At 61.6% G+C, this 26,157-nt stretch carries 25 protein-coding genes; 8 read left to right on the top strand and 17 right to left on the bottom strand.

All coding sequences use genetic code 11. The annotated features are described in order from the left end of the window. Positions 1-23: 23 nt before the first annotated feature. The 3 genes from cueR to EI969_RS03600 form a co-directional block, all read right to left on the bottom strand. On the bottom strand, positions 24-437 hold the full coding sequence (gene cueR / locus EI969_RS03610; RefSeq protein ID WP_160385970.1) for a Cu(I)-responsive transcriptional regulator: 414 nt from the start codon (positions 435-437) through the stop codon (positions 24-26). Next, the gene (locus EI969_RS03605) at positions 434-2,827 is read right to left on the bottom strand and encodes a heavy metal translocating P-type ATPase (protein WP_160385969.1); all 2,394 of its coding nucleotides are present in this window, start codon (positions 2,825-2,827) and stop codon (positions 434-436) included. The genes cueR and EI969_RS03605 overlap by 4 nt, the downstream gene beginning before the upstream one ends. Positions 2,828-2,914: 87 nt before the next feature. Further along, positions 2,915-3,298 (bottom strand): hypothetical protein, encoded by a 384-nt coding sequence (locus tag EI969_RS03600; RefSeq protein ID WP_160385968.1) that lies wholly within the window; start codon positions 3,296-3,298, stop codon positions 2,915-2,917. A 148-nt stretch (positions 3,299-3,446) separates the two neighbouring features. On the opposite strand from EI969_RS03600, the gene EI969_RS03595 reads away from it, so the two are divergent. Both EI969_RS03595 and EI969_RS03590 read left to right on the top strand, forming a co-directional pair. Then, positions 3,447-3,644, top strand: coding sequence for a heavy-metal-associated domain-containing protein (locus EI969_RS03595; RefSeq protein WP_160385967.1), 198 nt, complete (start codon positions 3,447-3,449; stop codon positions 3,642-3,644). Between the two features lie 90 nt (positions 3,645-3,734). Beyond that, positions 3,735-4,931 (top strand): multidrug effflux MFS transporter, encoded by a 1,197-nt coding sequence (locus EI969_RS03590; protein ID WP_160385966.1) that lies wholly within the window; start codon positions 3,735-3,737, stop codon positions 4,929-4,931. An 8-nt stretch (positions 4,932-4,939) separates the two neighbouring features. Here EI969_RS03590 and EI969_RS30215 read toward each other — a convergent pair whose 3' ends face one another. Beyond that, positions 4,940-5,113 (bottom strand): hypothetical protein, encoded by a 174-nt coding sequence (locus tag EI969_RS30215; protein ID WP_178120536.1) that lies wholly within the window; start codon positions 5,111-5,113, stop codon positions 4,940-4,942. A gap of 203 nt (positions 5,114-5,316) precedes the next feature. Beyond that, positions 5,317-6,330 (bottom strand): zinc-binding alcohol dehydrogenase family protein, encoded by a 1,014-nt coding sequence (locus EI969_RS03585; RefSeq protein WP_160385965.1) that lies wholly within the window; start codon positions 6,328-6,330, stop codon positions 5,317-5,319. Between the two features lie 126 nt (positions 6,331-6,456). Here EI969_RS03585 and EI969_RS03580 point away from each other — a divergent pair, with 126 nt between their 5' ends. Then, entirely contained in the window at positions 6,457-7,386 is a 930-nt protein-coding gene (locus EI969_RS03580) for a LysR family transcriptional regulator (protein ID WP_160385964.1), read from the top strand. A 172-nt stretch (positions 7,387-7,558) separates the two neighbouring features. Continuing rightward, a complete protein-coding gene (locus tag EI969_RS03575; RefSeq protein WP_160385963.1) occupies positions 7,559-8,293 on the top strand; it encodes a helix-turn-helix transcriptional regulator in 735 nt (244 codons plus the stop codon). An 80-nt stretch (positions 8,294-8,373) separates the two neighbouring features. On the opposite strand, the gene EI969_RS03570 is transcribed toward EI969_RS03575, so the two are convergent. The 3 genes from EI969_RS03570 to EI969_RS03560 form a co-directional block, all read right to left on the bottom strand. Then, a complete protein-coding gene (locus EI969_RS03570; RefSeq protein WP_160385962.1) occupies positions 8,374-9,327 on the bottom strand; it encodes an adenosine deaminase in 954 nt (317 codons plus the stop codon). A gap of 82 nt (positions 9,328-9,409) precedes the next feature. After that, positions 9,410-10,375 carry an isopenicillin N synthase family oxygenase gene (locus tag EI969_RS03565; protein ID WP_160385961.1) on the bottom strand — a complete coding sequence of 322 codons (966 nt, stop codon included), beginning with the start codon at positions 10,373-10,375 and terminating at the stop codon, positions 9,410-9,412. Positions 10,376-10,519: 144 nt separating this feature from the next. Then, positions 10,520-11,602, bottom strand: a complete 1,083-nt coding sequence (locus EI969_RS03560) for a BMP family ABC transporter substrate-binding protein (protein WP_160385960.1) — start codon at positions 11,600-11,602, stop codon at positions 10,520-10,522. Positions 11,603-11,908: 306 nt separating this feature from the next. Between EI969_RS03560 and EI969_RS03555 the strand changes: the two genes are divergently transcribed. Then, complete coding sequence (locus EI969_RS03555) at positions 11,909-12,997, top strand: calcium:proton antiporter (RefSeq protein WP_160385959.1); 1,089 nt, start codon at positions 11,909-11,911, stop codon at positions 12,995-12,997. Between the two features lie 123 nt (positions 12,998-13,120). Here the strand turns inward: EI969_RS03555 and EI969_RS03550 are convergent, their stop codons facing one another. From EI969_RS03550 to EI969_RS03540, 3 genes are all read right to left on the bottom strand, one after another. After that, positions 13,121-14,479 carry an 8-oxoguanine deaminase gene (locus EI969_RS03550; RefSeq protein WP_150719194.1) on the bottom strand — a complete coding sequence of 453 codons (1,359 nt, stop codon included), beginning with the start codon at positions 14,477-14,479 and terminating at the stop codon, positions 13,121-13,123. 162 nt (positions 14,480-14,641) lie between these two features. After that, complete coding sequence (locus EI969_RS03545; RefSeq protein WP_150719195.1) at positions 14,642-15,331, bottom strand: SDR family oxidoreductase; 690 nt, start codon at positions 15,329-15,331, stop codon at positions 14,642-14,644. A 19-nt stretch (positions 15,332-15,350) separates the two neighbouring features. Next, positions 15,351-15,707: a MerR family transcriptional regulator gene (locus tag EI969_RS03540; protein ID WP_150719199.1), complete on the bottom strand. Its 357-nt coding sequence runs from the start codon at positions 15,705-15,707 to the stop codon at positions 15,351-15,353. A gap of 82 nt (positions 15,708-15,789) precedes the next feature. Here EI969_RS03540 and EI969_RS03535 point away from each other — a divergent pair, with 82 nt between their 5' ends. Beyond that, positions 15,790-16,272: a hypothetical protein gene (locus EI969_RS03535; protein ID WP_160385958.1), complete on the top strand. Its 483-nt coding sequence runs from the start codon at positions 15,790-15,792 to the stop codon at positions 16,270-16,272. On the opposite strand, the gene EI969_RS03530 is transcribed toward EI969_RS03535, so the two are convergent. The 6 genes from EI969_RS03530 to EI969_RS03505 form a co-directional block, all read right to left on the bottom strand. Continuing rightward, entirely contained in the window at positions 16,269-17,195 is a 927-nt protein-coding gene (locus EI969_RS03530; protein ID WP_150719197.1) for an ABC transporter permease, read from the bottom strand. The genes EI969_RS03535 and EI969_RS03530 overlap by 4 nt on opposite strands. After that, positions 17,195-18,301, bottom strand: coding sequence for an ABC transporter permease (locus EI969_RS03525; protein ID WP_160385957.1), 1,107 nt, complete (start codon positions 18,299-18,301; stop codon positions 17,195-17,197). Before EI969_RS03525 ends, EI969_RS03530 begins: the two co-directional genes overlap by 1 nt. Positions 18,302-18,312: 11 nt before the next feature. Continuing rightward, on the bottom strand, positions 18,313-19,872 hold the full coding sequence (locus tag EI969_RS03520) for an ABC transporter ATP-binding protein (protein WP_160385956.1): 1,560 nt from the start codon (positions 19,870-19,872) through the stop codon (positions 18,313-18,315). 547 nt (positions 19,873-20,419) lie between these two features. Continuing rightward, positions 20,420-21,001 (bottom strand): YigZ family protein, encoded by a 582-nt coding sequence (locus EI969_RS03515; RefSeq protein WP_160385955.1) that lies wholly within the window; start codon positions 20,999-21,001, stop codon positions 20,420-20,422. 6 nt (positions 21,002-21,007) lie between these two features. Continuing rightward, positions 21,008-21,658 carry a TetR/AcrR family transcriptional regulator gene (locus EI969_RS03510; protein ID WP_160385954.1) on the bottom strand — a complete coding sequence of 217 codons (651 nt, stop codon included), beginning with the start codon at positions 21,656-21,658 and terminating at the stop codon, positions 21,008-21,010. An 89-nt stretch (positions 21,659-21,747) separates the two neighbouring features. Next, positions 21,748-22,668 carry a LysR family transcriptional regulator gene (locus EI969_RS03505; protein ID WP_007971880.1) on the bottom strand — a complete coding sequence of 307 codons (921 nt, stop codon included), beginning with the start codon at positions 22,666-22,668 and terminating at the stop codon, positions 21,748-21,750. A 139-nt stretch (positions 22,669-22,807) separates the two neighbouring features. Here EI969_RS03505 and EI969_RS03500 point away from each other — a divergent pair, with 139 nt between their 5' ends. After that, on the top strand, positions 22,808-24,157 hold the full coding sequence (locus tag EI969_RS03500; RefSeq protein ID WP_160385953.1) for an aspartate aminotransferase family protein: 1,350 nt from the start codon (positions 22,808-22,810) through the stop codon (positions 24,155-24,157). Positions 24,158-24,231: 74 nt separating this feature from the next. Further along, the gene (locus tag EI969_RS03495) at positions 24,232-25,725 is read left to right on the top strand and encodes a CoA-acylating methylmalonate-semialdehyde dehydrogenase (protein ID WP_160385952.1); all 1,494 of its coding nucleotides are present in this window, start codon (positions 24,232-24,234) and stop codon (positions 25,723-25,725) included. The last annotated feature ends 432 nt before the right edge of the window (positions 25,726-26,157 follow it).

Here is a 26,157-nt window from a genome sequence, read left to right as displayed (position 1 = left end):
TCGGTACAGCCGGCTTCAATGCATCAGGCTTGAGCCGGTTCAGCACAACACCCCGATTCCAGATTCTTCAGAATCGGGCAATCCGGCCGATGATCGCCATGACAGTGCTCAACCAGGTCCTGCAAGGTGTCGCGCAACTGCCCCAGCTCACGGATCTTCCGGTTCAACTCATCGATGTGCTGGCGGGCCAGGGCTTTCACGTCGGCGCTGGCGCGCTGGCGGTCTTGCCAGAGAGTCAGCAGCTTGCCGACTTCTTCCAGGGAAAACCCCAGGTCCCGCGAGCGCTTGATGAACGCCAGTGTGTGCAGGTCGCCGTCGCCGTATACCCGGTAGCCGCTGTCGGTGCGATGGGCTGCCTTGAGCAGGCCGATGGATTCGTAATAACGGATCATCTTCGCGCTCAGGCCGCTGTGGCGGGCCGCTTGGCCGATGTTCATCGGTTGTCCTCCAGGTCCTTGGGTTTCCAGGTTTTCAACAGTAGCGCATTGCTCACCACGCTGACGCTCGACAACGCCATGGCCGCACCAGCCAGCACCGGATTGAGGAAGCCGAACGCCGCCAGCGGAATGCCGATCAGGTTATAGACGAAGGCCCAGAACAGGTTCTGGCGGATCTTGGCGTAAGTCTTGCGGCTGATCTCCAGCGCGGCCGGCACCAGTCGCGGATCACCGCGCATCAGGGTGATGCCGGCCGCGTGCATGGCGACGTCGGTGCCGCCGCCCATGGCGATGCCGATATCGGCGGCGGCCAGTGCCGGGGCGTCGTTGATGCCGTCACCGACCATCGCCACCACGCCGGTTTCTTTCAAGGCGGCGACGGTGGCGGCTTTGTCCGCCGGCAGCACTTCGGCATGCACGTCATTGATGCCCAGCGCCTCGGCGACCACCCTGGCGCTACCGCGATTGTCGCCGGTCAGCAGGTGGCTGCTGATATTGCGTGCGCTCAGTTGTTGCACCGCTTGCAGTGCGCCGGGCTTGAGCGTGTCACCGAAGGCGAACAGGCCCAATACCCGTGGTTCGGGAGTTTGTTCGATCAGCCAGGACAAGGTCCGGCCTTCTTTTTCCCACGCGATAGCCGAGTCGGCCAGCGCCCCGGCATTCAAGCCGCTATCCTCCAGCAGGCGACGATTGCCCAGCGCCAGGCGGCGCCCTTCGAGGCTGCCGGCGATGCCGCGACCAGTCAGGGATTGGCTGTCGCTGACATCGGCCACCTTCATTCCACGCTCGGCACAGGCATCCAGGACAGCCTTGGCCAGCGGATGCTCACTGCCGCGTTGCAGGGCGCCGGCCAATTGCAGCAGGCTCGCTTCATCACCGTCGACGGCACTCAGATGTGCAATGCGCGGGGCGCCGGAGGTCAGGGTGCCGGTCTTGTCGAACACCACCGCGCTGACTTCATGGGCACGCTCCAGTGCTTCGGCGTCCTTGATCAGAATCCCGTAGCGCGCCGCCACGCCGGTGCCGGCCATGATCGCCGTCGGCGTGGCCAGGCCCAGGGCGCACGGGCAAGCGATCACCAGCACTGCCACGGCGTTGATCAGCGCGGTTTCCATCGGCGCACCATAAAGCAGCCAGCCGATCAGCGTCGCCAGGGCAATGACCAGCACGGTGGGCACGAACACCTGGCTGACTTTATCCACCAGTTTCTGGATCGGCGCCTTGGCGGCCTGGGCGTCTTCCACCAGGCGGATGATCCGCGCCAGCACGGTTTCCGCACCGAGGGCCCGGGTGCGCACCAGCAACCGGCCTTCACCGTTGATCGCGCCGCCGGTGACGGTGTCGCCGGGCTGCTTGGGCACCGGCAGGCTCTCGCCACTGATCAGGGCTTCGTCGGCGTGGCTCTGGCCTTCGACCACTTCGCCATCCACCGGGAAGCGTTCACCGGGTTTGACCATCACCAGGTCATCGAGGCGCAGGTCGCTGATGGCGACTTCTTGCTCGTGGCCATCGATCACCCGGATCGCCCGTTCCGGACGCAAGGCTTCGAGGGCGCGGATGGCGCTGGCGGTCTGGCGCTTGGCGCGGCTTTCCAGGTACTTGCCCAGCAGCACCAGCGCGATCACCACCGCCGAGGCTTCGAAATACAGATGCGGCATGCGCCCGGCGGCGGTGGCCCATTCGTACAGGCTCAAGCCATAACCGGCGCTGGTGCCCAGGGCCACCAGCAGATCCATGTTGCCGGCCCCGGCGCGCACGGCTTTCCACGCGGCGACGTAAAACCGTGCACCGAAGATGAATTGCACCGGCGTGGCGAGGGCGAACTGCGCCCAGGCCGGCAGCATCCAGTGCACGCCGAACGGTTGCAGCAGCATCGGCAACACCAATGGCAAGGCGAGGGCAATGGCCATGATCAAGGCCAGGCGTTCGCGATGCAGGCGTTGCTGCTGGTTGTCGGTGGGCGGGTGTGCGGCTTCCCATACGCTGGCGCTGTAACCGGCCTTGCTCACGGCGGCGATCAGGCTTTGCGGGTCGATCCGGCCGAGCAGTTCAAGGTGGGCGCGTTCGTTGGCCAGGTTGACGCTGACGCTTTTTACTCCCGCCACCTTGCCCAGCGCACGCTCGACCCTGCCGACGCAGGACGCACAGGTCATGCCGTCGATGCTCAGTTCCAGGTTGTGTTGTGGCACGCTGTAGCCGGCCCTGGCCACGGCGTCCATCAGGGCCGGCAGGCTGTCGGCGGGTGCCTGGACCCGCGCCTGTTCAGTGGCGAGGTTGACGCTGACGGCACTGGCGCCAATGACTTTGCTCAAGGCGCGCTCGACCCGCCCGGCGCAACTGGCGCAGGTCATGCCGGCAATCGGCAGGTCGAACGTGGTGGATTCGGACATCGGTCGCACTCCCTGTAGTAGATGACCACAGGATCAACCTTGCCACGCTGGCAAGGTCAAGTGCCATGTTTCAGATCAAGCAGCCGATCAGTAGCCGAGACCGGCGCGCTTGAGGTACATCCCTTCCTGCGTCATCGCGATGCGGTACTTGAGCACATCCCCGGCCTTGAGCTGGATGTCCTGCGACCCCGGCGCGAGCATGCCCGCATTGCAACCCGGCGCCTGGCCCGGCAGCAGTTTGAGGCGCAGCGAGACAATGCCCGGCGGCAGGTTGAACGAGGTGCTCTGTTCCTGAAACAGCCGCGCCGCCAGTTGATCCTGGATATACACCCCGATTTCGCAACTGGTGGCAACTTCCAGGCGCTCGCGGGAAATGATCAGCACGCCATAATCCTGACCGGCAGCATTGACCGAAGGCGTGGCGGCGAAAAGGCTGAGAAAGCCAAACAGGCTGAAAACTGACCAGCGCATGGCTGAATCTCCTGAGTTCGAGTCATTGATGGACGCAGCTTGGCCGAGCGTCGTGCCGATTGCCAGCCCGGCAGCTAACTTCAGAACTTGACCTTGCCATGGTGGCAAGCTCGAAACTGGCCCCAACCCTCGGAAAAGGAGTCATCCCATGCAAGTGTTCAACGTTGAAGGCATGTCTTGTGGCCACTGCGTCAAGGCCATCACTCAAGCGGTGCAGGCCAGGGATCCGGCAGCCAGTGTGCGGGTCGATCTGGCAGCCAGGGAGGTCGGTGTCGAAAGTGCGCTGAGCGCCCAGCAAGTGATCGAGGCGATCAGTGAAGAGGGCTACGGCGTCAAACTGGCCTGATTTTAATAGTTAGCGAGCTACCGGAATGTTCAAGAAGTCCATGCGCGGCTAGACTGTCGGGCTGCCGACTTCTGCCTCACTGGATGCTTGATGAACTTTCGTACCATTTTGATTCTCGGCGCCTTGAGCGCTTTCGGTCCGCTGGCGATCGATTTCTATCTGCCAGCGTTCCCGGCCATGGCCCTGGCTTTCGGGACGGACGAAAATCACGTCCAGATGACCTTGGCGGCGTACTTCCTCGGCTTGTCCATCGGTCAGTTGGCCTATGGCCCGGTGGCGGATCGTTTCGGGCGACGCATTCCGTTGCTCATCGGTGTCGGCCTGTTCACCGTCGCCTCCGTGGCGTGCGCCTATGCGCCGAATCTGGAATGGCTGATCGGCGCACGTTTTATCCAGGCGCTGGGCGGTTGCGCGGGGATGGTGATTTCCCGGGCGGTGGTCAGCGACAAGTGTGATGCGGTGGGTTCGGCGAAAGTCTTTTCGCAGTTGATGCTGGTGATGGGGCTTGCGCCCATCCTCGCGCCATTGCTGGGTGGATTGTTGGTCAACACGGCGGGCTGGCAGTCGATCTTCCTGGCCTTGACCGGTTTCAGTGCGCTGGCGGGGCTGGCGGTTGCGACGGGATTGCCGGAAAGCATGCCGGCCCACATGCCGCGTCAACCGTTGTCGGGTGCGCTGCGTCAGTACGGCCGGTTGCTGGCCGACCGGGTGTTCCTCGGCCATGCCTTGACCGGGGGCATCGCCATCGCGGGGATGTTTGCCTACATCGCCGGTTCACCCTTCATCATCATCAAGCTTTACGGCGTTGCGGCCGAGCATTTCGGCTGGCTGTTCGGCATCAATGCGGCGGGCTTCATTCTGGTGGCGCAGGTCAATGCGCGGTTATTGGCCAAACGTGGCCCGATGTTCTTGCTGGCGCGCGCGGTGTGGGTTTATCTGGCAGCCGGTTTGACCCTGCTCGCGGTCAGCTCCCTGCACCCGGCACAACTGTGGCCACTGCTGATTCCGTTGTTCGTCTGTATCGCCAGCCTTGGTTGCATCAGTCCGAATGCCGCGGCCCTCGCGATGAACGGGCAGGGTGCGCGGGCTGGCAGCGCTTCGGCGTTGCTCGGTTGCCTGCAATTCAGCGTGGCTGCCGGTGCCTCTGCGCTGGTGGGCGTGCTGCACGACGGCAGCGCCGTGCCGATGGCGATGGTCATCAGCCTGTGTGGAATTCTGGTGGTGGGCGTGGCGATATTCACCCGGCGCTTGCAAAAGGCCCGGGCGTTGGCGCAAACCCAGGTTTGAGGCTGGAATCAGCCGGCTGCCTGCTGCGGGTGAAGGGGGGGAATCTGGTGAGGGGCGTGGATGCGGGCTTCGAGAGTGCGCGTGAAAGCGCGAGCTTCTGCTTCGCTGCGGAACGTTACCGCATGCTGATCAAGACGGACTTGCCACTGGGATTTTGCCAGTTCTTTTATCAGGATCTTCATAGCCGATCTCCTCTTGTAAAAGACGTTACGCAAAAAGACTGCCTCGCAGGAGATTCGATTGTAGTCCTGAATACGAGCACGATTGTGACAAGAGGTAACTGTCGGACTGACGGTTTGTAACTAAAAAAAACATGGCTTTACGATGGCCTTCACAGGGGCTGTCAGCGACCGGGACGTCCCGGTCGCAGTGGAAAACCCCCGCTTCAGAACCCTTCCAGCACGATCTTGCCCTTGGCCTTGCCGCTTTCCAGCAGGGCATGGGCACGGCGCAGATTGGCCGCGTTGATCGTGCCGAAGTGTTCGCCCACCGTGGTTTTCAGGGTCCCGGCGTCGATCAGCCCGGCGACGCGATTGAGCAGGTTGTGCTGCTCGATCATGTCAGCGGTTTCAAACAGCGAGCGGGTGTACATGAACTCCCAGTGCAGTGACAGGCTCTTGCGCTTGAGCTTGGTCACGTCCAGCGACTTGGGGTCATCGATCAGCGCCAGTTTGCCTTGGGGCGCCAATGCCTCGACCAGTTGGTCCAGATGCTGGTCGGTCTGGGTCAGGCTGGCGACGTGGGTGACCTGATCCACCCCGGCATCCTTGAGGGCTTCACTCAGTGGCTGACCATGGTCGATCACCAGGTCGGCGCCCAGTTCCTTTACCCAGCTTTGAGTCTGTGGACGCGAAGCGCTGCCGATGACTTTCAGGGCCGTGAGTTGGTGAGCGAGCTGCGTGAGAATCGATCCCACGCCACCCGCCGCGCCGACGATCAGCAGGCTCTGGCCTTCAGCGGTTTTGCCTTCACGGACTTGCAGGCGTTCGAACAACAGTTCCCACGCCGTGATCGCGGTGAGCGGCAGGGCCGCTGCTTCGGCGAAACCCAGGGTCTTGGGCATGTGACCGACGATGCGCTCGTCCACCACATGCAACTCGCTGTTGCCGCCTGCTCGCGCAATGGAGCCGGCGTAGAACACCTTGTCGCCGGACTTGAACAGCGTCACTTCACTGCCCACCGCCTTGACCACACCGGCCACGTCCCAACCCAGCACCTTGGCCGCGCCGCCTTCGGGCTGGACGTTCTGGCGCACCTTGGTGTCCACCGGGTTGACCGAGATGGCTTTGACTTCCACCAGCAAGTCGCGGGGACCGGCAACCGGATCCGGCAGTTCGATGTCTTGCAGTGCGTTGTCATCACTGATCGGCAACGAGGCGTAGTAGGCAATGGCTTTCATGGGGCGGCTCCAGAACACGGATAAGGGAAGAGATTCGATGGAGAGATGATTGGCTATTTCTCCTGAAGATAAAACCGGCTAAAAGAGCAGTCTCTTTCAATATTTTTTTGATAATCGGTGTTCTGAATGCTGCGTTTCGATGACTTGCAGTTGTTTGTCCGGGCGGCGGACCTGGGCAGTCTGTCCGCCGCCGCGCGGGGCATGGACATGTCGGCGGCGGTTGCCAGTGCGGCGCTCAAGCGCATCGAACAGCAACTCGGCGTGCGTTTGTTGGCCCGCTCGACCCGCAGCCTGCGCCTGACCGCCGAAGGCGAGGGCTTTCTCGAATACGCCCGGGCGGCCCTGAGTCATCTCGATGAGGGCCGGCGATTGCTGGCCAGTGGTCAGGACCAGGTCAGCGGGGTGCTGCAGTTGTCGGCGCCATCGGACTTTGGCCGCAATCTGCTGTTGCCCTGGCTTGACGAGTTTCAGCGCGAACATCCGAAACTGACCGTGCGCCTGCTGCTGGGGGACCGTATCGCCGACCTGTTTCGCCAACCGGTGGACATTGCCCTGCGTTACGGTGAGCCGGAAGACTCCAGCCTGGTGGCGCTGCCCATCGCCCCGCAGAACCGCCGGGTACTGTGTGCCGCTCCCGACTATCTGGCACGCCATGGCGAGCCACGGCATCTGGAGCAACTGGCGCAGCACAATTGCCTGTTGTACATGCTCGGCAGCCGGGTCCACGATCACTGGAGTTTTCACGACGGCAAACGCGAAGTCAGCCTGACCGTCAGCGGCGATCGCTTCAGTGACGATGCCGATGTCGTTCGCCTGTGGGCCGTGGCCGGTGCCGGGATCGCCTACAAATCCTGGCTCGATGTCGCCGCCGATGTACTGGCCGGTCGCTTGAAGGTGTTGATGCCGGAACTGCTCTGTGAGCGCGCACCGTTGAATCTGTTGTGTGCCCATCGGGCGCAATTGAGCAAGCCGGTGAACCTGTTGCGCGAAATGCTTGTCAGCCGATGCTCTTCGTTGAGTAGTCAATTTCCGGGCGTTGCGGATATCGCTCATTAATCGCACGAAAAAAGAGAAATTTCTCTCAGGCACGATCACCACCTATGCCGGGCAGAGGACAGGATCCGGCGATCAACCCGCATATACTAACGCCCTCGTCATGGAAGTAGCGTCGATACTGGTCAAGATGACTCTGGGCAGAAGACGAAACGATTCAACAGGGAGTGAATACATGGAACATGCACCTTGCATCAGCCAGATCGCCACATTGCTGGCTGACCCAAAGCGCAGCGCGATGATGTGGGCCTTGATGGACGGTTCCGCGCGAACAACCGAAGAGTTGGCATTGCTGGCCGGCCTGTCACCGTCTTCGGCCAGTGCACACCTGGGACGTTTGTCCGCTGGAGGTCTGTTGAAGGTTGAAAGCCGTGGCCGCAAACGTTTCTTCCGCCTGGCCGCTCCCGAGGTCGGCGCGGCAATCGAAGCGCTGGCCAGCGCGACCTTCGCCAGCGCACCCCAGGATACTGCGCAGGTGTTCAAGCGCCCTACGCCGCTGGTCAAACCCCGGTCAGTGCGTTCGTCTTTGCTGAGTGCCCGGCTGTGCGACGATCACTTGGGAGGCACCCTGTCCGCCGACCTGTATCAGCGATTGCTGGAGGCCGGCTGGATCGAACATTCAGATCAGCGGGTCAAGGTCACGCTCAAGGGCGCGACGGAGTTGGCGGCACGAGGCGTGTTCGTCCAGGCGCTGGCCCATCACAACGGCAGGATCGCCTGCGCATGCCCGGACTGGAGCGAAAGACGCCCGCACATGGGCGGCTCTCTGGGCGCGGCATTGTTGCAACTGTTCATGCAGTCGGGGTGGCTGAGCCTGCTCAACGATTCCCGAGTCTTGCAGGTGACAGCCTCCGGGCAACGCGAGATCCATCGCTTTGCCCGGGAGGCCGAGTTGGAAATGGCGCTGTAGGAGCCGGCTTGCCGGCGTCGGCGGCGCCACATTCAGCTTTTTTGTTGAAAGAGAGGGCGCCATCGCTGGCAAGCCAGCTCCTACAGTTTTACCAACCGCGCATCGAGACTGTTCTGCGCCAGGCGTTTGGCCTGGTCCTGGGTCATGCCCAGATGGGTGTGCAGGGCATGGAAGTTCTCGGTGACATAACCGCCGAAGTACGCCGGGTCGTCGGAGTTCACGGTCACTTTCACGCCGCGTTCCAGCATGTCGAGAATGTTGTGCTGCGACATGTGATCGAACACGCAAAGCTTGGTGTTCGACAACGGGCACACGGTCAGCGGGATCTGCTCATCGATGATTCGCTGCATCAGGCGCTCGTCTTCGATGGCGCGCACGCCATGGTCGATGCGCTGGATTTTCAGCAGGTCGATGGCTTCCCAGATGTATTCGGGCGGGCCTTCCTCACCGGCGTGGGCGACGGTCAGGAAGCCTTCGTGACGGGCACGATCGAACACACGCTGGAACTTGCTCGGCGGGTGGCCCATCTCGGAACTGTCCAGGCCCACGGCGACGAACGCATCGCGGAACGGCAGCGCCTGGTCGAGGGTTTTCTGTGCCTCGTCTTCGCTCAGGTGGCGCAGGAAGCTCAGGATCAAACCGCTGGTGATACCCAGTTGCTGTTCGCCATCCTTCAGTGCCGCGGCGATGCCGTTGAGCACGACTTCGAACGGGATGCCACGGTCGGTGTGGGTCTGCGGGTCGAAGAACGGTTCGGTGTGAATCACGTTCTGCTCTTTGCAGCGCAGCAGGTATGCCCAGGTCAGGTCATAGAAATCCTGGGACGTGCGCAGCACATCGGCACCCCGGTAATACAGGTCGAGGAACTCCTGCAGGTTGTTGAAGGCATACGCCTTGCGCAAGGTTTCGACGTCGTCCCATGGCAAGGCGATCTTGTTGCGCTCGGCCAGGGCGAACAGCAGCTCGGGTTCCAGCGAGCCTTCCAGGTGCAGGTGCAGTTCTGCCTTGGGCAGGGCGTTCAGCCAGTCGTACATAATTCTTTTCTCATCAGGTGCAATGGTCGCCATTCTACAGAGGGTTGCCGCAACAATTGGTAAAACCTGACCAGGCGGTTCATCACACCGCTTGCGGTTCCCTTCGATAAGCGTAGGTGTCGGCGAAGCGCGAGAGCAGGAACTCGGCGCAGGTGGTGACCGGGTATTTCGCCGGGTGCGATTCATCACGGCAGCCGGGCAGGCATTCGATACGGGTATCGGGGTGCGGCTCGGCGAAGAACGGCATTGAATAACGATCCACGCCGAGCGGGCTGATCACCCGGTGCGGCGTCGACAGGTAACGGTCGTTGCTCCAGCGCGCCATCATGTCGCCAAGGTTGACCACGAACGTACCTTCGATGGGCGGCGCGTCGATCCATTCGCCCTTGACGTTGCGTACCTGCAAGCCGCCGGCGGCGTCCTGATAGAGCAGGGTGATGCAACCGTAGTCGGTGTGGGCGCCGGCGCCTTGCTGCTCGGTGGAACTGGCAGTATGGCGCGGCGGGTAATGGATCATCCGCAGCACGCTGACCGGGTCGTTGAAGCGTTTGTCGAAGAAGTCGCGCTCGATCCCCAGCGCCATGGTCATCGCCCGCAACAGCGTTTGCGCGAGGCTCTGCATGTCGACGTAATGTTGCTCCATCAGCGCTTGCCAGCCGGGTATCGACGGATGGCGATTGGGGCCGCGCAAGGGTTTTTCCGCCAGCACGTCAGGATGGTCGGCCGGCAGGTGCAGGCCCATGTCGAAGGTTTCCTTGAGGTCGCTGGGTTTGCTCGGGTCCAGTTGCTCGGTGGCAATGGCGCCATAGCCGCGATGATGGCGGGTCTGGGTGATGTCGATCCTGAGTTTTTCGGTGGCGGGTTGGGCGAAGAAGCGTTTGGCGTGGTCGAGAAGGGCGTCGATGCGCGCCGCTGAAATCGGATGGCCCTTGATGTAGAAGAAACCCCACTCGCGACAGGCGTGGTCGATTTGTTTGGCCACGGGCGGCCAGGCGGATGGGTCTGCGCTGTATAGCGGGGTGATGTCGATGATGGGGAGGCTGTTCATACGCAATCCTTGAACGCGATGAAGATCATATGTGGGAGCGAGCCTGCTCGCGAATGCGGTGTGTCAGCCAACATCAATGTTGAGTGTACAGACGCCTTCGCGAGCAGGCTCGCTCCCACAGGGTTTTGTGTTGTGGTTAAACCGTTACTTCGGTATTTCGGCCTTCATGCCTTCCACGTAGTAATTCATCGACGCCAGCTCCGCCGTGGTCGCGCTCACGCCCGCCGGGATTTTTTCGACGCCGGACTGATCCTTGATCGGCCCGGTGAACGGCTGCAGCGCACCGCTCTTGATATTGGCGATGAGCTGTTCGGCTTCGTTTTTCACCGCTGCCGGCACCAGGTCGCTGATCGGCAGCTCAACCGTGCCCTCTTTCAGGCCGCCCCAGTAGTCCTGGGACTTCCAGTCATGGTCGATCACGCTTTGGGCGGCCTGAATGTAGTGCGGGCCCCAGTCGTTGACGATGGAGGTCAGCACCGCCTTCGGTCCGAAGTGCGCCATGTCCGAAGCGTAGCCTACGGCATACACGCCGCGACGCTCGGCGGCCTGGATCGGCGCCGGGCTGTCGGTGTGCTGGAACACCACGTCCACGCCCTGGTCGATCAGGGCGTTGGCGGCATCCGCTTCCTTGCCCGGGTCGAACCAGGAGTTGACCCACACCACCTTGATCTCGGTGCCGGGGTTGTACTTGTTCAGGGCCAGCTGGATGGCGTTGATGTCGCGGATCACCTCCGGGATCGGAAACGACGCGACGTAGCCGATCTTCTTGGTCTTGGTCATCTTCGCCGCGAGGAAGCCGCCGACGTAGCGGCCCTCATAAGTGCGCGCCAGGTAAGTGCCGAGGTTCTTGTCTTGCTTGTAGCCGGTGGCGTGTTCGAAGGTCACCTTGGGAAACTGTTTGGCAACTTTCACGGTGGGGTTCATGTAGCCGAAGGAGGTGGTGAAGATCAGGTCGTATTTGTCCTTGGCCATGTTGCGGATCACCCGCTCGGCGTCGGCGCCTTCGGCGACGTTTTCCACGTAGTTGGTGGTGATCTGCGCGCCGAATTTTTCCGCGAGTTCCTTGCGCCCCTGTTCATGCTGATACGTCCAGCCGTGGTCGCCGATCGGGCCGATATAGACGAAGCCGACTTTCAGCGGGTCGTTGGCACTGGCACCCAGGCTGGCGCTCAGGCCCATGGCCGCCGCAATGGCGCAAAGCAGCTTCTTCAACGGACGTTTATGCATGAATTGAAACTCCATTTTGTTGTGAGGTTGGCTGGGCTCTCGGGCTTGCACAGGGCAATGCAAATTGCTGACCAACAAGACAACAAACACCTCAAGACCGAGGTGATGCTTTCGCGAGCAGGCTCGCTCCCACAAAAGCGCCGCAATCTCTGTGGGAGCGAGCCTGCTCGCGAAGAGGCCGGTAAGTCCGATAAAAGTGCACCTGCCAAACCGGCTGCCTGCTCTTGGTGCGCTAAGGTAAAACGAACCGTCAGCGCCATCCCGCAGTCAGTAGCTCATCGGTTCCACTCGGCAAAAAGGCTCGCCATGCTCACGACCCTCAAGCAAGAAAGTTTCCTGCTGTTGGCGCTGATCGCCGCGTGCGTGGCTTATCCGCTGGAGCACTGGATGCTGCACAGCGGCCAGGTCGTCGCGCTGGCGAGCGGGCTGGTGCTGATCGCCTTCATCGTCGCCGCCTCCATGCGCGTCGCCCATCAGGCCGAGTTGCTGGCGGAGAAGGTCGGCGATCCCTACGGCACGATGATCCTGACCCTGGCCGCCGTGCTGGTGGAAGTGGTGATCCTGGCGATCATGATGAGCAACGAAGCCTCGGCGACGCTGGTGCGCGACACGATCTATTCGGCGGTGATGCTCGACATCAATGGCATCCTGGGGCTCGCGGCGTTGATGGGCGGGCTCAAGCACGGCGAACAGTCCTATAACGACGATTCGGCGCGCAGCTACGGCGTGATGATCCTCACCGCCATGGGCGTCTCGATGGTGGTGCCGGAGTTCATTCCAGAAGCACGATGGAAGCTCTATTCAGCCTTTACCATCGGCGCGATGGTGGTGCTCTACGCCTTGTTCCTGCGCATGCAGGTCGGGCCGCACAGCTATTTTTTCAGCTACAGCTACCCGGACAAGCGCCGCAGGAAGGAGCCTGGCGCAGAACCGCAGCCGATCAATCTGGTGCTGAGTATCGGCACCCTGGTGTTTGGGGTAGTGGTGATTGGCGCACTGGCCGAAGTGATGTCCAAGACCCTCGATCTGGGGCTGGAAGGAACGGGGGCACCGCCGGTGATCACGGCGATCCTGGTGGCGGCGATATCCGCGGCGCCGGAGATTTTGACCGCATTGCGCGCGGCACTGGCCAACCGCATGCAGTCGGTGGTCAACATCGCCTTGGGCGCGTCGTTGTCGACGGTGATCCTGACGGTGCCGGTGATGGAGGCGATGGCGCTCTATACCGGCCAGCCATTCCAGATGGCCATGACCCCGGTGCAGACCGTGATGGTTTTTCTCACCCTTATCGTCAGCGCGATCAACCTCAATGACGGCGAAACCAACGCCATCGAAGGCATGACGCACTTCGTGTTGTTTGCGACGTTCATCATGTTGTCGTTGCTTGGCCTTTAAGAACACCACAAAAAAACTGTGGGAGCGAGCTTGCTCGCGATAGCGGTGTGTCATTCACAAAATATGTCGACTGACATGCCGTCATCGCGAGCAAGCTCGCTCCCACATTGGATCTTCGGTGCTTTAGGTCCCGGCGATCAACTGCCGTGCCGCCTGGCTGTGATCAGCAATCAAGCCCTTCAGGTCCAGCCCTTCGACCTGGCCATCGATCACTCGCCACTTGCCGCCGACCATCACCCGGTCCGCGCGATCGGCGCCGCACAGCAGCAGTGCCGAGACTGGATCATGGCTGCCGGAGAAGCGCAGTTCATCCAGCTTGAACAGGGCCAGGTCGGCCTGTTTGCCCACCGCCAGTTCGCCGATGTCCGTACGGCCCAGCAGACTTGCCGAACCTTTGGTCGCCCAGCCGAGCACGCGCTCCGGGGTGATCTTCTCGGCGCCGTAACGCAGGCGCTGGATGTACAGCGCCTGACGCGCTTCGAGCATCATGTTCGAAGCATCGTTGGACGCCGAGCCGTCCACGCCCAAACCAAGCAAGGCACCGGCATCGGTCAGCTCGATGCTCGGGCAGATGCCCGAGGCCAGGCGCATGTTGGAACTCGGGCAATGGCAAATACCGGTGCCGGCGGCGCCGAGTCGGGCGATCTCGTCCGGGTTGAAATGGATGCCATGGGCCAGCCAGGTGCGCGGGCCGAGCCAGCCGACACTGTCCAGATAGTCCACGGTGCGCAGGCCGAAGCGCTGCAGGCAGAAGTCTTCTTCGTCGAGGGTTTCGGCCAGGTGGGTGTGCAGGCGCACGTCGAGTTTGTTTGCAAGTTCAGCGCTGGCCGACATGATTTCCGGGGTCACCGAGAACGGCGAGCACGGTGCCAGGGCGATCTGGATTTGCGCGCCGTCACCGCGTTCGTGGTATTCGGCGATCAGTCGCTGGCTGTCGGCGAGAATCACTTCGCCTTCCTGCACGGTCTGTTGCGGCGGCAGGCCACCGTCCTTTTCACCGAGGCTCATGGAACCGCGGGTCAGCATGGCGCGCATGCCCAGCTCGCGAACGCTTTCGACCTGAACGTCGATGGCGTTTTCCAGACCTTCCGGGAACAGGTAGTGGTGGTCGGCTGCGGTGGTGCAACCGGACAGCAGCAATTCAGCGAGTGCGACCTTGGTGGCGAGTGCGAGCTTTTCCGGGGTCAGGCGTGCCCAGACCGGGTACAGGGTTTTCAACCAGGGGAACAGCGGCTGATTGACCACCGGCGCCCAGGCGCGGGTCAGGGTTTGATAGAAGTGATGATGGGTATTGATCAGGCCCGGCAGGATCACATGCTCGCGGGCATCGAACACTTCATTGCACGGCGCGGACGGTTGTTGGCCGACGCCAAGCACTTCGACGATCAAACCGTCTTGCAGCACCAGGCCACCACGGGCATCGAGACCGTTGGAGGTGAAAATGGCGAGGGGATTTTTTAACCAGGTACGGGTCGCAGGCATGTTGCCGGCTCCTCTGAAAGTTGGGTTCAGGGTTGCCAGCTCAGTGTTGTCCTGTCTGCTGATCCAGGTTCGCCGGGGAGGCGAGGTGCGCAGTGTCGATCAAAACGCTCTGGCGGGCAAGCCCGACCAGACAGGACAACACCCCCCTTTGGGCGGAGGTGATTACCAGGGAATGGTTTCACCCCGGTAATTGATGAAGTGATGCCCGCCCTTGCCGACAAACGCGTTCACCTGATCAACCAGGCCACGGGTGCTGGTATCGACATCGATGTCCGCGCCTTCACCGCCCATGTCGGTTTTCACCCAGCCCGGGTGCAGCGACAGCACGGTGAGGCCGGTTTCGCCCAACTGGGTGACGAAGCTGTTGGTCATGGAGTTCAGCGCCGCCTTGCTGGCCTTGTACAGTGCCAGTTCCGGCGCATCGGGCATGGTCACGCTACCCAGCACCGAACTCATGAAGGCCAGCACGCCGGTATCCGGGCGCAGTTGCTCGACAAAACGCTGGGCCAGGTTGATCGGCGCCACGGCGTTGGTGAAAAACAGCTGACCGACTTCGGCCATTGTCGCGCCGCCGTTGGGCGTCTGGACCTCCGGCCCCTTGACCCCGGCATTGACGAACAACAGGTCAAACACCTCGCCCTTGAGTTGTTGGCTCAGGGCGGACACCGCTTGCTGATCGTCCATGTCGAGCTTCTCGATGCGCACCTTGCCCAAAGCCTGCAAGGCTTCGGCTTTTTGCGGGTCGCGCACGGTGGCGGTGACTTGCCAGCCATCGGCCAGCAGGGTTTTCACCAGCCCGAGGCCAAGCCCTCGGGAGGCGCCGATGATGAGTGCGGTTTTTGCCTTGGACATGAGTGGCTTCCTTGAAAATTCAGAGTCGTGGATTCAATGGACACTGTTGCCCGAGCCGTTGTTGCAACTCGTCGCGCAGGGCGCCGAGTTCGGTCATGCGGGCTTCGATCAGCTTGAGTTTGTCTTGCAGCAATTGCGTGACGGCGCTGTCCGGGTCGGGCGACTGCCAGATTGCAGCGACGCTGTCACCGATCTCGCCGAGGGTAAAGCCCAGCCGTTGGGCGGTCTTGATGTACTGCACCAGCTGCACCATGTCTGGCGGGTAGTCGCGATACCCGTTGGCACTGCGTTGCGCGGCGATCAACCCGCGCTGCTCGTAAAAGCGCAGCGTGTCGCGGCTGACGGCGCTGGCCTGGGCTAATTCACCGATGCGCATCATCACGTCTCGAAGGGGCTTGACCCTGGAGCATACTCCAGGCTTTAGCCTTGTTGCTCCCTGAATTGATGGAGCAATGTCGATGTGGACTACAGCGCAATATCGCCGGTTGGTGCAAGGCAGTGCCTGGTACGACCTGATCGTGACGGTCGCGTTTGTCACGCCGTGGAGTTTTGCGGCGTTGCATGGGGTTTTGACCGGGGTGAGTCAGGCATTGAATTTACCCGGTGAACTGCCGCCGTTCGAACCGGTGCACATGTTGATGGCGAATCTGCTGGGGTCGATTGTCTGCGTGTGGTCCGTACTGCGGATTCGTGATCCGCAGCAGGTGTTTGGGCGGTATGACGCCGTGGCCAGATTCCTGTTCTCGGCCTGGCAGGCTTATGCCCTGAGCCGGGGTGCGAGTTCGATTCTGGTGGTTTTCTTGTTCTTTGAGTTGGCGTGGGGCATTGCTCAAGTGTTGCCTGTGCGGACGCCATCGCGGGCAAGCCCGCTCCCACAGGTACCGCAATATCCTTGTGGGAGCGAGCTTGCTCGCGATGAGGCCACACCAGTCAACCACTAATGCCCAGCCTGCCACGGCTGCCCCAACGACACCGGCGCATACAACCGTGTGCGCAGCGCGTCGCGCGACAGCAGCACCAACACCACAATGGTCGCGACATACGGCAGCATCGCCAGCAGACTCGAAGGAATCGCCAGCCCCAACCCCTGCGCCACCAGGTGCAGGATGCTGGCGAGGCCGAACAGGTAGGCGCCGAGCAACAGGCGCCACACCCGCCAACTGGCGAACACCACCAGCGCCAGGGCAATCCAGCCGCGACCGGCGCTCATGTTCTCCGCCCACATCGGCGTGTAGGCCAGCGATAGATAGGCCCCCGCCAACCCGGCCATTGCACCGCCGAACAACACCGCGAGGGTGCGCACCGCCAGTACCGGCAAGCCCATGGCGCTGGCTGCATCCGGGTTTTCCCCGACCGCCTGAATGATCAAGCCCACGCGGCTTTTCAGAATCACCCAGGCCACCAGCGCAAACAGCGCGAACGACAGGTACACCAACAGATCCTGGGCAAACAGCATCCGCCCGATCAGCGGGATTTCACTCAGATAGGGAATCGCCATCGGCTCGAACCCTGCCAGCGGCTTGCCGACCCACGCCGCACCGACGAAGGTCGACAGGCCCACGCCGAAAATCGTCAGGGCCAGGCCGGTGGCGACCTGATTGGCATTGAACAGCAGCGCCACCAGGGCAAACAGCGACGACAGCAACATCCCGGCGAACATCGCCAGCAACACGCCGAGCCACAGATTGCCGGTGTTGAACGCGACGATGAAACCGATCACCGCGCCAAACAGCATCATGCCTTCCTGGCCCAGATTGAGAACGCCGCTCTTCTCGCAGATCAGTTCGCCCAGCGCCACCAGCAGCAACGGCGTACCGCAGCGGACCATGGCGTAGAAAATATTGCTCAGCAGATCGATATCCATCACAACGCTCCTGCGTGTACGGCGGTGGCTTGGGCGCGGCGGGTCCAGCGCAGGTTCAGGCGGGGGCGATAGAGGATCAGCACATCACTGGCCAGCAGGAAAAACAGCATCATGCCCTGGAACAATTGGGTGATCGCCTGTGGCAGGTTCAGGCTCATCTGAGCGCTTTCGCCGCCGATGTACAGCAGCGCCATCAACAGGCTGGAAAACAGGATGCCGACGGGATTGAGGCGGCCGAGAAACGCCACGGTGATGGCCGCATAGCCGTAGCCCGGCGAGACCTGCGGCACCAACTGGCCGATAGGCCCGCTGACTTCGCACACGCCGGCCAGCCCCGCCAGGCCACCGCTGATCAATAGCGCGAGCCAGATCAGGCGCTTCTCGCGAAAGCCGACGAAACCGGCGGCGCGCTTGTCCAACCCGAGCACTTTGATCTGGAAACCGACAAAGCTTTTCTGCAGCAATACCCAGACCGCCACCAACGCGAGCAGGGCGAAATACACCCCGGCGTGAACCCGGCCATCTTCCATCAACAGCGGCAAGCGGCTGGCATCGCCGAACATCGCCGATTGCGGAAAATTGAAACCTTCTGGATCTTTCAGTGGACCGTGCACGCAATACAGCAAAAGGTTCAGGGCGATGTAATTGAGCATGATGCTGGTCAGGATCTCATTGGCGTTGAAGCGCGTGCGCAACCACGCCGTCAGCCCGGCCCACGCGGCGCCGGCAAGCGTGCCGGTGAGCAAAATCAGCACCAGCGCCCAGCGGCTTTGCATGCCGATGACGTTCACCGCCAGCGCACTGCCGGCCAACGCACCGAGCAGCAGTTGACCTTCGGCGCCGATGTTCCAGATACGCGCCTGATAGGCGACGGCCAGGCCCAATGCGCAGAGCAGGATCGGCAGGGCCTTGACCAACAATTCGGAGACGCCGTACAGGTCACTGACCGGTGCGATCAGCAACGTGTGCAAGGTCAGCAGCGGGTCATGCCCGAGCGCGATGAACAACAGTGATCCACAGCCCAGGGTCAGTGCAGCCGCCAGCAACGGCGAGCACCACAGCATCAGGCGCGATTGCTGGCCGCGGGGTTCAAGAGAAAGCAGCATGTGACACTCCGTTAACGCGTGGCGAGTGATTGAGGGGCAGCGAACTGGCCGGCCATCCAGCCGCCGACATCGCTCAGGCGCGTATCGACGGTGGCGCTGAGTGCCGACAGCCGGCCGCCGCACAAGGCGCCGAGGCGGTCGCTGATCTGGAAGAGTTCGTCGAGGTCTTCGGAAATCACCAGGATCGCCGCGCCGGCATCGCGCAAGGCAATCAAGGCGCGATGAATGGTGGCGGCGGCACCGACGTCCACGCCCCAGGTCGGGTGCGCGGCGACCAGCAGCGCGGGTTGCTGGAGGATTTCCCGGCCGAGGATGAATTTCTGCAGGTTGCCGCCGGACAGGCTGCGGGCCGGCGTCTGGCTATCGGGTGTCTTGACGCCGAAGCGGCGGATGATCTCCTCGGCCAGCGCCTCGACTTTACCGCGCTGAATCAGGCCGTTACTCACCAATCCCTGCTGGAACGCGGTCAGCAGTGCGTTATCCGCCAGGCTCAGCTCCGGCACCGCGCCATGGCCCAGGCGCTCGGCGGGGACGAACGCCAGACCCAGTTGGCGGCGCGCATCGGGACGCAGGTGAGCGACGGGCTCCCTGGCAAAACGGATCGTCGCGCTGGCTTCGCGGGGCAGTCGCTCTTCGCCGCTGAGCAAGGCCAGCAACTCATCCTGACCGTTGCCCGCGACACCCGCGATACCGACGATTTCACCGCAGCGCACTTCAAGGTCGATGTCGCTCAGCGAACAGCCGAACGGATCCGGGTTGTGCCAGGACAGTCCACGCACATCAAGGAACGCCTCACCGCCGATGACCTTCGGATAGTCGGCGATCAACTCCGCCGCCTCACCGACCATCAAACGCGCCAGTTGCTGATCCGAGCACTCGGCCGGCACGCAATGCCCGGCCACCCGTCCGCCGCGCAGCACCGTCGCGCCATGGCACAACGCGCGGACTTCGCCGAGCTTGTGGCTGATGAACAGAATGCTGCAGCCCTCGGCGGCGAGCCGGCGCAGGGTGACGAACAAATCGTCGGCCTCTTGCGGCGTCAGCACCGAGGTCGGTTCATCGAGAATCAGCAGGCGGATGTCCTGCATCAGGCAGCGAATGATTTCCACCCGTTGCCGCTCGCCAATCGACAGGCTGTGGACAAGTCGCTCCGGTTCCAGCGCCATGCCGTAGCGCCGGGACACCTCGCGAATCTTCGGCTCAAGCTGTTTCGGTGTGCCTGCCGCCGCGCCCATGGCCAGGGCGATGTTCTGCGCCACGCTCAGGGTTTCGAACAACGAGAAGTGCTGGAACACCATGCCGATGCCCAGACCGCGCGCCTGGGCCGGGTTGCGCAGGCTCACCCGCTGACCTTGCCAGATCACTTCGCCCGAATCGGCGTGGGTGACGCCGTAGATGATCTTCATCAGCGTGCTTTTGCCTGCGCCGTTCTCACCGAGCAGGGCATGGATCTCGCCAGGGGCAATGGTCAGGTCGATGCCATCGTTGGCCAGGCAACCGGGGTAGCGTTTGGTGATTTTGCGCAGTTGCAGGCGCGCAATAGGGTCTGGGGCTGGAGCGGGATTGGGCATGACAGGCTCGGTGCTGTTGGACTTGTGCCTGTGGATAAAGCAATTTTCTGGCCATTAGGTCAGGAAAACTTTCGAGCCCGTTGAGCCGAGGCGCTGAGTACGCCGCTTTCAAGTGTGTCCCACGGAGCCGGGCACCAGATGGGGGCAATGCCGCGAATCAAGCCCCGATTTTGCTCGTGGGGGTTTGCTCAAAAAATGAGCAAACGACCACAAGCCATGCTGTACATGGCGCCGGGACGGCCATGAACGGGTTATCCACAGATTGCTCCACAGTATTTGTGCGCAAGCTCAAAGCATGGGCATAAGCACTGAGTGGCTTTCTTCTAAAGGCGATAAACCGTTGTAACTGATTGTTTTTATTTAAATTTAAGGTGCGTGATGGCAAATTGGACGAAAAATGAGCAAAGTCCGCAAAGCCGCATGACAGAAGGGTTACAGCGGTATGTGCTCAGGTTATCCACAGCCGGGTGCACAGCAGATGTGGGCAAATATGGAATATGTGAAAAAGCGCCGTGCCCCAAAAGATCGCAGCCTGTGCCGGCGTCTTTCAGCGCTGCAACAAAATGCGCCCGCGACTCAAATCGGCCAGTTGTGATTGCAAGGTATCGATCTGCGCAGCTCCCACGGCCAACTGCAATTCGACGCCATTGGCGGTGAAGGTTTCATCCACAACCAGCCCACCTGCCTCCGCCACCCGCAGCTTGACCAGGGCCAACTCGGCAAACCCGCACGCGCAACGCAGCGGCACGCGGCTGATCAGCTCGATCTTTGGCGCCGCTTGCAGGCATTTGTTCGCGCCGCCGCCATAGGCCCGGGCCAGCCCGCCGGTGCCCAACTGGATGCCGCCATACCAGCGAATCACCAGCACCGCGACCTGATCGCAATCCTGCGCCTCTATCGCCGCCAGGATCGGGCGGCCGGCCGTACCGCCGGGTTCGCCGTCATCCGTGCTGCGATACTGATGGCCGAGCTTCCACGCCCAGCAGTTGTGCGTGGCATTCAAGTCACTGTGTCGTTCAATGAACGCCTGGGCCTCGGCCGGGCTGGCAATGGGCTCCGCGAAGGTGATGAAGCGACTTTTGCGAATCTCTTCGCGGTATTCGCAAAAACCGCTGAGGGTAAATGGCATAGGTCATCAAATGGCAGGTTTCAGGCCGCAGCCCTTGAGAATGATGCGGATCAGGTTGTCCCCGGCGTCTTGCATGTCTTGCTTGGTCAACCGGGTGCGCCCGGTGACGCGGCAGATTTGCGTGGCGAAGTCGGCGTAGTGCTGGGTGCTGCCCCACAACAGGAAGATCAGGTGCACCGGGTCGACCGGGTCCATTTTACCGGCGTCGATCCAGGCCTGGAACACGCCCGCACGACTCTGGAACCAGGCGCGGTAATCCTGGTTGAAGTACTCGGTCAGGCACTCGCCGCCGCTGATGACTTCCATGGCAAAAATCCGCGAGGCTTGCGGCTGGCGGCGGGAAAACTCCATTTTCGCGCGGATGTAGCGGGTCAGGGCTTCGGCCGGATCGTCCTCGGCGGTGAGGGTGTTGAAGGTGCTGTCCCACAGTTCGATGATGTTGCTGAGCACCGCCACGTACAAGCCGAGCTTGTTGGTGAAGTAGTAATGCAGGTTCGCCTTGGGCAACCCGGCGTTCTGGGCGATGGTGTTCATGCTCGTGCCTTTGTAACCGTGACGGGCGAACTCGTCTTCGGCGGCCTTGATGATGGTCTCTTCGTTTTTCTGACGAATGCGGCTGGTGGGCCTGCCGCCGTGGGCTGGGACTTCAAAGGTCATAAGCGCTTCCGAACTGATGGGTGGGACGGCCAGTGCGTTGATAGCGTACCCACCGGCTTCAGACAAGTCCTTATAAGGCGCAATGATCATTAACGCGTCGCGGCCAGGCTTTCCAGAAAACTCTCCAGCACCAGGTGCGGGCGACGTCCCTTGCGGGTGACCGACGCCAGGCTGAGGTCATAGAAGCGAGTTTTCGCTTTCAACGCGCGCAATCGGCCTTGCTGCACCCAAAGACTCGCATAGTGATCCGGCAGGTAACCGATATAGCGCCCGGTCAGGATCAGGAACGCCATGCCTTCGCGGTCCGAGGCGCTGGCGGTGCAATTGAGCGCCTGGTAGTGGGCCTGGATTTCCGCCGGCAAACGGAAGGTCGGTGCGATGGCGTCCTGGCTGTTCAGGCGTTCGTCGTCCAGTTGTTTATCGTCGACATAAAACAGCGGATGGCCGACCGCGCAGTACAACAGCGAACGTTCGCTATAGAGCGGTTGATACTCCAGCCCCGACAATGCGCTGGCCTGCGGCACCACGCCGACGTGCAGGCGGCCGTCGAGCACGCCTTGTTCGACTTCATTGGGCGCGATCATGCGGATCTGGATCTGCACGTCCGGGCCGCGTTCTTTCAACTGCGCGAGGGCATGGGTGATGCGCATGTGGGGCAGGGTGACGAGGTTGTCCGTCAAGCCGATGATCAATTCGCCGCGCAAGTGCTGGTGCAGACCGTTGACCTCGGTGCGGAAACTTTCCAGCGCACTCAACAGTTGCAACGCCGATTGATAGACCTCGCGGCCTTCTTCGGTCAGGGAAAACCCCGCACGTCCCCGTTGGCACAGGCGCAGACCGAGGCGTTGCTCCAGGTCGCTCATCTGCTGGCTGATCGCCGAGCGACCGATGCCCAGTACGGTTTCCGCCGCGGAAAAGCCGCCGCACTCCACCACGCTGCGAAAGATCCGCAGCAGGCGAATATCAAAGTCGCTGACCTGGGCCAGCGGATCGGGACGGCGAGTGCTCATGCGGGTTACTCGAAAGTTTAGTAGTAGGCTGACTGAACATTAGAAGAGTTGCATTTCACCGACTTTATCCCCGTGGCAATTTAGCTGCAACAACGGTTTTCAATCCTTACGCCGCTTATAGCCTTGCGAGATTTTGCCCATGAACTTGCCTGAAAACGCCCCGTCTTCCCTGGCCAGCCAGCTCAAGCTTGATGCTCACTGGATGCCTTACACCGCCAACCGTAACTTCCAGCGTGATCCACGCCTGATCGTTGGCGCCGAAGGCAGCTGGCTGATCGACGACAAGGGCCGCAAGGTGTATGACTCGCTGTCGGGTCTGTGGACCTGTGGCGCCGGGCACACCCGCAAGGAAATCCAGGAAGCGGTCGCCAAGCAACTGGGCACTCTCGATTACTCGCCAGCCTTCCAGTACGGCCACCCGCTGTCGTTCCAACTGGCCGAGAAAATCACCGACCTGACCCCGGGCAACCTGAACCACGTGTTCTTCACTGACTCGGGCTCCGAGTGCGCTGACACCGCCGTGAAGATGGTTCGCGCTTACTGGCGCCTCAAAGGCCAGGCGACCAAGACCAAAATGATCGGCCGCGCCCGTGGTTACCACGGTGTGAACATCGCCGGCACCAGCCTCGGTGGCGTGAACGGCAACCGCAAGTTGTTCGGTCAGGCGATGATGGATGTCGACCACCTGCCGCACACCCTGCTGGCCAGCAACGCTTACTCCCGTGGCATGCCGGAGCAGGGTGGTATCGCCCTGGCCGACGAACTGCTGAAACTGATCGAGCTGCACGACGCATCGAACATCGCCGCCGTTTTCGTTGAGCCTCTGGCCGGTTCCGCTGGCGTGCTGGTTCCGCCACAGGGCTACCTCAAGCGTCTGCGTGAAATCTGCGACCAGCACAACATCCTGCTGGTGTTCGACGAAGTGATCACCGGTTTCGGCCGTACCGGCACCATGTTCGGCGCCACCACCTTCGGCGTGACCCCGGACCTGATGTGCATCGCCAAGCAAGTCACCAACGGCGCGATCCCGATGGGCGCGGTGATTGCCAGCTCCGAGATCTACCAGACCTTCATGAATCAACCGACGCCTGAATACGCGGTTGAGTTCCCGCATGGCTATACCTATTCCGCGCACCCGGTGGCTTGCGCCGCGGGTCTTGCCGCACTCGACCTGCTGCAAAAGGAAAACCTGGTGCAGAACGTGGCTGAAGTCGCACCGCATTTCGAAAATGCGCTGCACGGCCTCAAAGGCACCAAGAACATCATCGACATCCGCAACTTCGGCCTGGCCGGCGCGATCCAGATCGCTCCACGTGACGGCGATGCAATCGTGCGTCCGTTCGAAGCCGGCATGGCGCTGTGGAAAGCCGGGTTCTACGTACGCTTCGGCGGCGACACCCTGCAGTTCGGCCCAACCTTCAACAGCAAGCCGCAGGACCTGGATCGTCTGTTCGACGCGGTCGGCGAAGTGCTGAGCAAGATCGACTGATTTCTCCTTCTATATACCTACAAACAACGGGCGCCCGGAAACGGGTGCCTGTGGACAACCTTTCAGGAGCTTCCATGAGCGTTATTCCGCATTTGATCAATGGCGAACTGGTGACCGAGAACGGTCGCGCGGTCGATGTGTTCAACCCGTCTACCGGCCAGGCGATCCACAAGTTGCCGCTGGCGACCCGCGAAACCATCCAGAGCGCCATCGATGCTGCCAAGGCGGCGTTCCCGGCCTGGCGCAACACGCCACCGGCCAAGCGTGCCCAGGTGATGTTCCGCTTCAAGCAACTGCTGGAGCAGAACGAGGCGCGTATCTCGCAATTGATCAGCGAAGAGCACGGCAAGACCCTGGAAGATGCTGCCGGTGAATTGAAGCGCGGTATCGAGAACGTCGAGTTCGCTTGCGCCGCCCCGGAAATCCTCAAGGGCGAATACAGCCGTAACGTCGGCCCGAACATCGATGCCTGGTCTGACTTCCAGCCGCTGGGCGTGGTTGCCGGTATCACGCCGTTCAACTTCCCGGCCATGGTGCCGTTGTGGATGTACCCGTTGGCCATCGTCTGCGGCAACTGTTTCATCCTCAAGCCGTCCGAGCGTGATCCAAGCTCGACGCTGCTGATTGCTCAACTGTTGATCGAAGCCGGCCTGCCGAAAGGCGTGTTGAGTGTGGTGCACGGTGACAAGACGGCGGTGGACGCATTGATCGAAGCGCCGGAAGTCAAAGCGCTGAGCTTTGTCGGTTCGACGCCGATTGCCGAATACATCTATTCCGAAGGCACCAAGCGCGGCAAACGCGTCCAGGCCCTGGGCGGTGCGAAGAACCACGCCGTGCTGATGCCGGATGCAGACCTGGACAACGCCGTCAGCGCACTGATGGGCGCGGCCTACGGTTCCTGCGGCGAGCGTTGCATGGCGATCTCGGTGGCCGTGTGCGTGGGTGATCAGGTGGCCGATGCGTTGGTGGCCAAACTGGTTCCGCAAATCCAGGCGCTGAAAATCGGCGCGGGTACTTCTTGCGGTCTGGACATGGGGCCTCTGGTCACCGGCCAGGCCCGCGACAAAGTCAGCGGTTATGTAGAAGACGGTGTGGCCGCTGGCGCGACGCTGGTGGTGGACGGTCGTGGTCTGACCGTGGCGGGTCACGAGGAAGGTTTCTTCCTGGGTGGCTGCCTGTTCGACAACGTCACGCCAGAGATGCGTATCTATAAAGAAGAGATCTTCGGGCCGGTGCTCTGTGTCGTTCGGGTCAACAGCCTGGAAGAAGCCATGCAGCTGATCAACGATCACGAATACGGCAACGGCACCTGCATCTTCACCCGTGACGGCGAAGCGGCGCGGTTGTTCTGCGACGAGATCGAAGTCGGCATGGTTGGCGTCAACGTACCGCTGCCGGTACCGGTCGCCTATCACAGCTTCGGTGGCTGGAAGCGCTCGCTGTTCGGCGACCTGCATGCCTACGGTCCGGACGGCGTGCGTTTCTACACCCGCCGCAAGGCCATCACCCAGCGCTGGCCACAGCGTGCGACCCACGAGGCTTCGCAATTCGCCTTCCCTAGCTTGTAAGTAGAGGGGCGTAGAAGGCCGACCCATTGGGTCGGCCTTTTTGTTTGCGGGGCTTTTTTGACCTTTATGACAGAATTGTGAAAATAGCTGTTGACGGCAGATCTCAGGTGTCTATAATTCGCCCCACTTCCGGCGCAGTCGAAACGGAAAACTCCTTGATAAACAATGAGTTACGCAGTTTTCGATAGCAGGTGCTTCAGGTCATCGAAGCCAAAAGGAAGTTGAAAAAGAGGTGTTGACAGCAGCGTGTAACGCTGTAGAATTCGCCTCCCGCTGATGAGAGATCTGAAGCGCAAGTGGTTGAGGTTGTTAAGGATTCCTTGAAAACTTCTGAAAAAAATCACTTGACAGCAAATGAGGCTGCTGTAGAATGCGCGCCTCGGTTGAGACGAAAGATCTTAACCAACCGCTCTTTAACAACTGAATCAAGCA

The organism is Pseudomonas sp. PB101 (assembly GCF_009764265.1).
Lineage (GTDB): Bacteria > Pseudomonadota > Gammaproteobacteria > Pseudomonadales > Pseudomonadaceae > Aquipseudomonas.
This window is presented reverse-complemented; position numbering and strand designations above follow the sequence as displayed.

Coding starts and splice junctions, on each gene's coding strand:
- EI969_RS03555 (WP_160385959.1), top strand. CDS start 11,909: ATGCTCACGACCCTCAAGCAAGAAAGTTTCCTGCTGTTGGCGCTGATC.
- EI969_RS03605 (WP_160385969.1), bottom strand. CDS start 2,827: ATGTCCGAATCCACCACGTTCGACCTGCCGATTGCCGGCATGACCTGC.
- EI969_RS03505 (WP_007971880.1), bottom strand. CDS start 22,668: ATGAGCACTCGCCGTCCCGATCCGCTGGCCCAGGTCAGCGACTTTGAT.
- EI969_RS03600 (WP_160385968.1), bottom strand. CDS start 3,298: ATGCGCTGGTCAGTTTTCAGCCTGTTTGGCTTTCTCAGCCTTTTCGCC.
- EI969_RS03570 (WP_160385962.1), bottom strand. CDS start 9,327: ATGTACGACTGGCTGAACGCCCTGCCCAAGGCAGAACTGCACCTGCAC.
- EI969_RS03500 (WP_160385953.1), top strand. CDS start 22,808: ATGAACTTGCCTGAAAACGCCCCGTCTTCCCTGGCCAGCCAGCTCAAG.
- EI969_RS03580 (WP_160385964.1), top strand. CDS start 6,457: ATGCTGCGTTTCGATGACTTGCAGTTGTTTGTCCGGGCGGCGGACCTG.
- EI969_RS03560 (WP_160385960.1), bottom strand. CDS start 11,602: ATGCATAAACGTCCGTTGAAGAAGCTGCTTTGCGCCATTGCGGCGGCC.
- EI969_RS30215 (WP_178120536.1), bottom strand. CDS start 5,113: ATGAAGATCCTGATAAAAGAACTGGCAAAATCCCAGTGGCAAGTCCGT.
- EI969_RS03590 (WP_160385966.1), top strand. CDS start 3,735: ATGAACTTTCGTACCATTTTGATTCTCGGCGCCTTGAGCGCTTTCGGT.
- EI969_RS03530 (WP_150719197.1), bottom strand. CDS start 17,195: ATGGATATCGATCTGCTGAGCAATATTTTCTACGCCATGGTCCGCTGC.
- EI969_RS03550 (WP_150719194.1), bottom strand. CDS start 14,479: ATGCCTGCGACCCGTACCTGGTTAAAAAATCCCCTCGCCATTTTCACC.
- EI969_RS03510 (WP_160385954.1), bottom strand. CDS start 21,658: ATGACCTTTGAAGTCCCAGCCCACGGCGGCAGGCCCACCAGCCGCATT.
- EI969_RS03540 (WP_150719199.1), bottom strand. CDS start 15,707: ATGCGCATCGGTGAATTAGCCCAGGCCAGCGCCGTCAGCCGCGACACG.
- EI969_RS03575 (WP_160385963.1), top strand. CDS start 7,559: ATGGAACATGCACCTTGCATCAGCCAGATCGCCACATTGCTGGCTGAC.
- EI969_RS03585 (WP_160385965.1), bottom strand. CDS start 6,330: ATGAAAGCCATTGCCTACTACGCCTCGTTGCCGATCAGTGATGACAAC.
- EI969_RS03525 (WP_160385957.1), bottom strand. CDS start 18,301: ATGCTGCTTTCTCTTGAACCCCGCGGCCAGCAATCGCGCCTGATGCTG.
- EI969_RS03595 (WP_160385967.1), top strand. CDS start 3,447: ATGCAAGTGTTCAACGTTGAAGGCATGTCTTGTGGCCACTGCGTCAAG.
- EI969_RS03520 (WP_160385956.1), bottom strand. CDS start 19,872: ATGCCCAATCCCGCTCCAGCCCCAGACCCTATTGCGCGCCTGCAACTG.
- EI969_RS03545 (WP_150719195.1), bottom strand. CDS start 15,331: ATGTCCAAGGCAAAAACCGCACTCATCATCGGCGCCTCCCGAGGGCTT.
- EI969_RS03495 (WP_160385952.1), top strand. CDS start 24,232: ATGAGCGTTATTCCGCATTTGATCAATGGCGAACTGGTGACCGAGAAC.
- cueR (WP_160385970.1), bottom strand. CDS start 437: ATGAACATCGGCCAAGCGGCCCGCCACAGCGGCCTGAGCGCGAAGATG.
- EI969_RS03515 (WP_160385955.1), bottom strand. CDS start 21,001: ATGCCATTTACCCTCAGCGGTTTTTGCGAATACCGCGAAGAGATTCGC.
- EI969_RS03565 (WP_160385961.1), bottom strand. CDS start 10,375: ATGAACAGCCTCCCCATCATCGACATCACCCCGCTATACAGCGCAGAC.
- EI969_RS03535 (WP_160385958.1), top strand. CDS start 15,790: ATGTGGACTACAGCGCAATATCGCCGGTTGGTGCAAGGCAGTGCCTGG.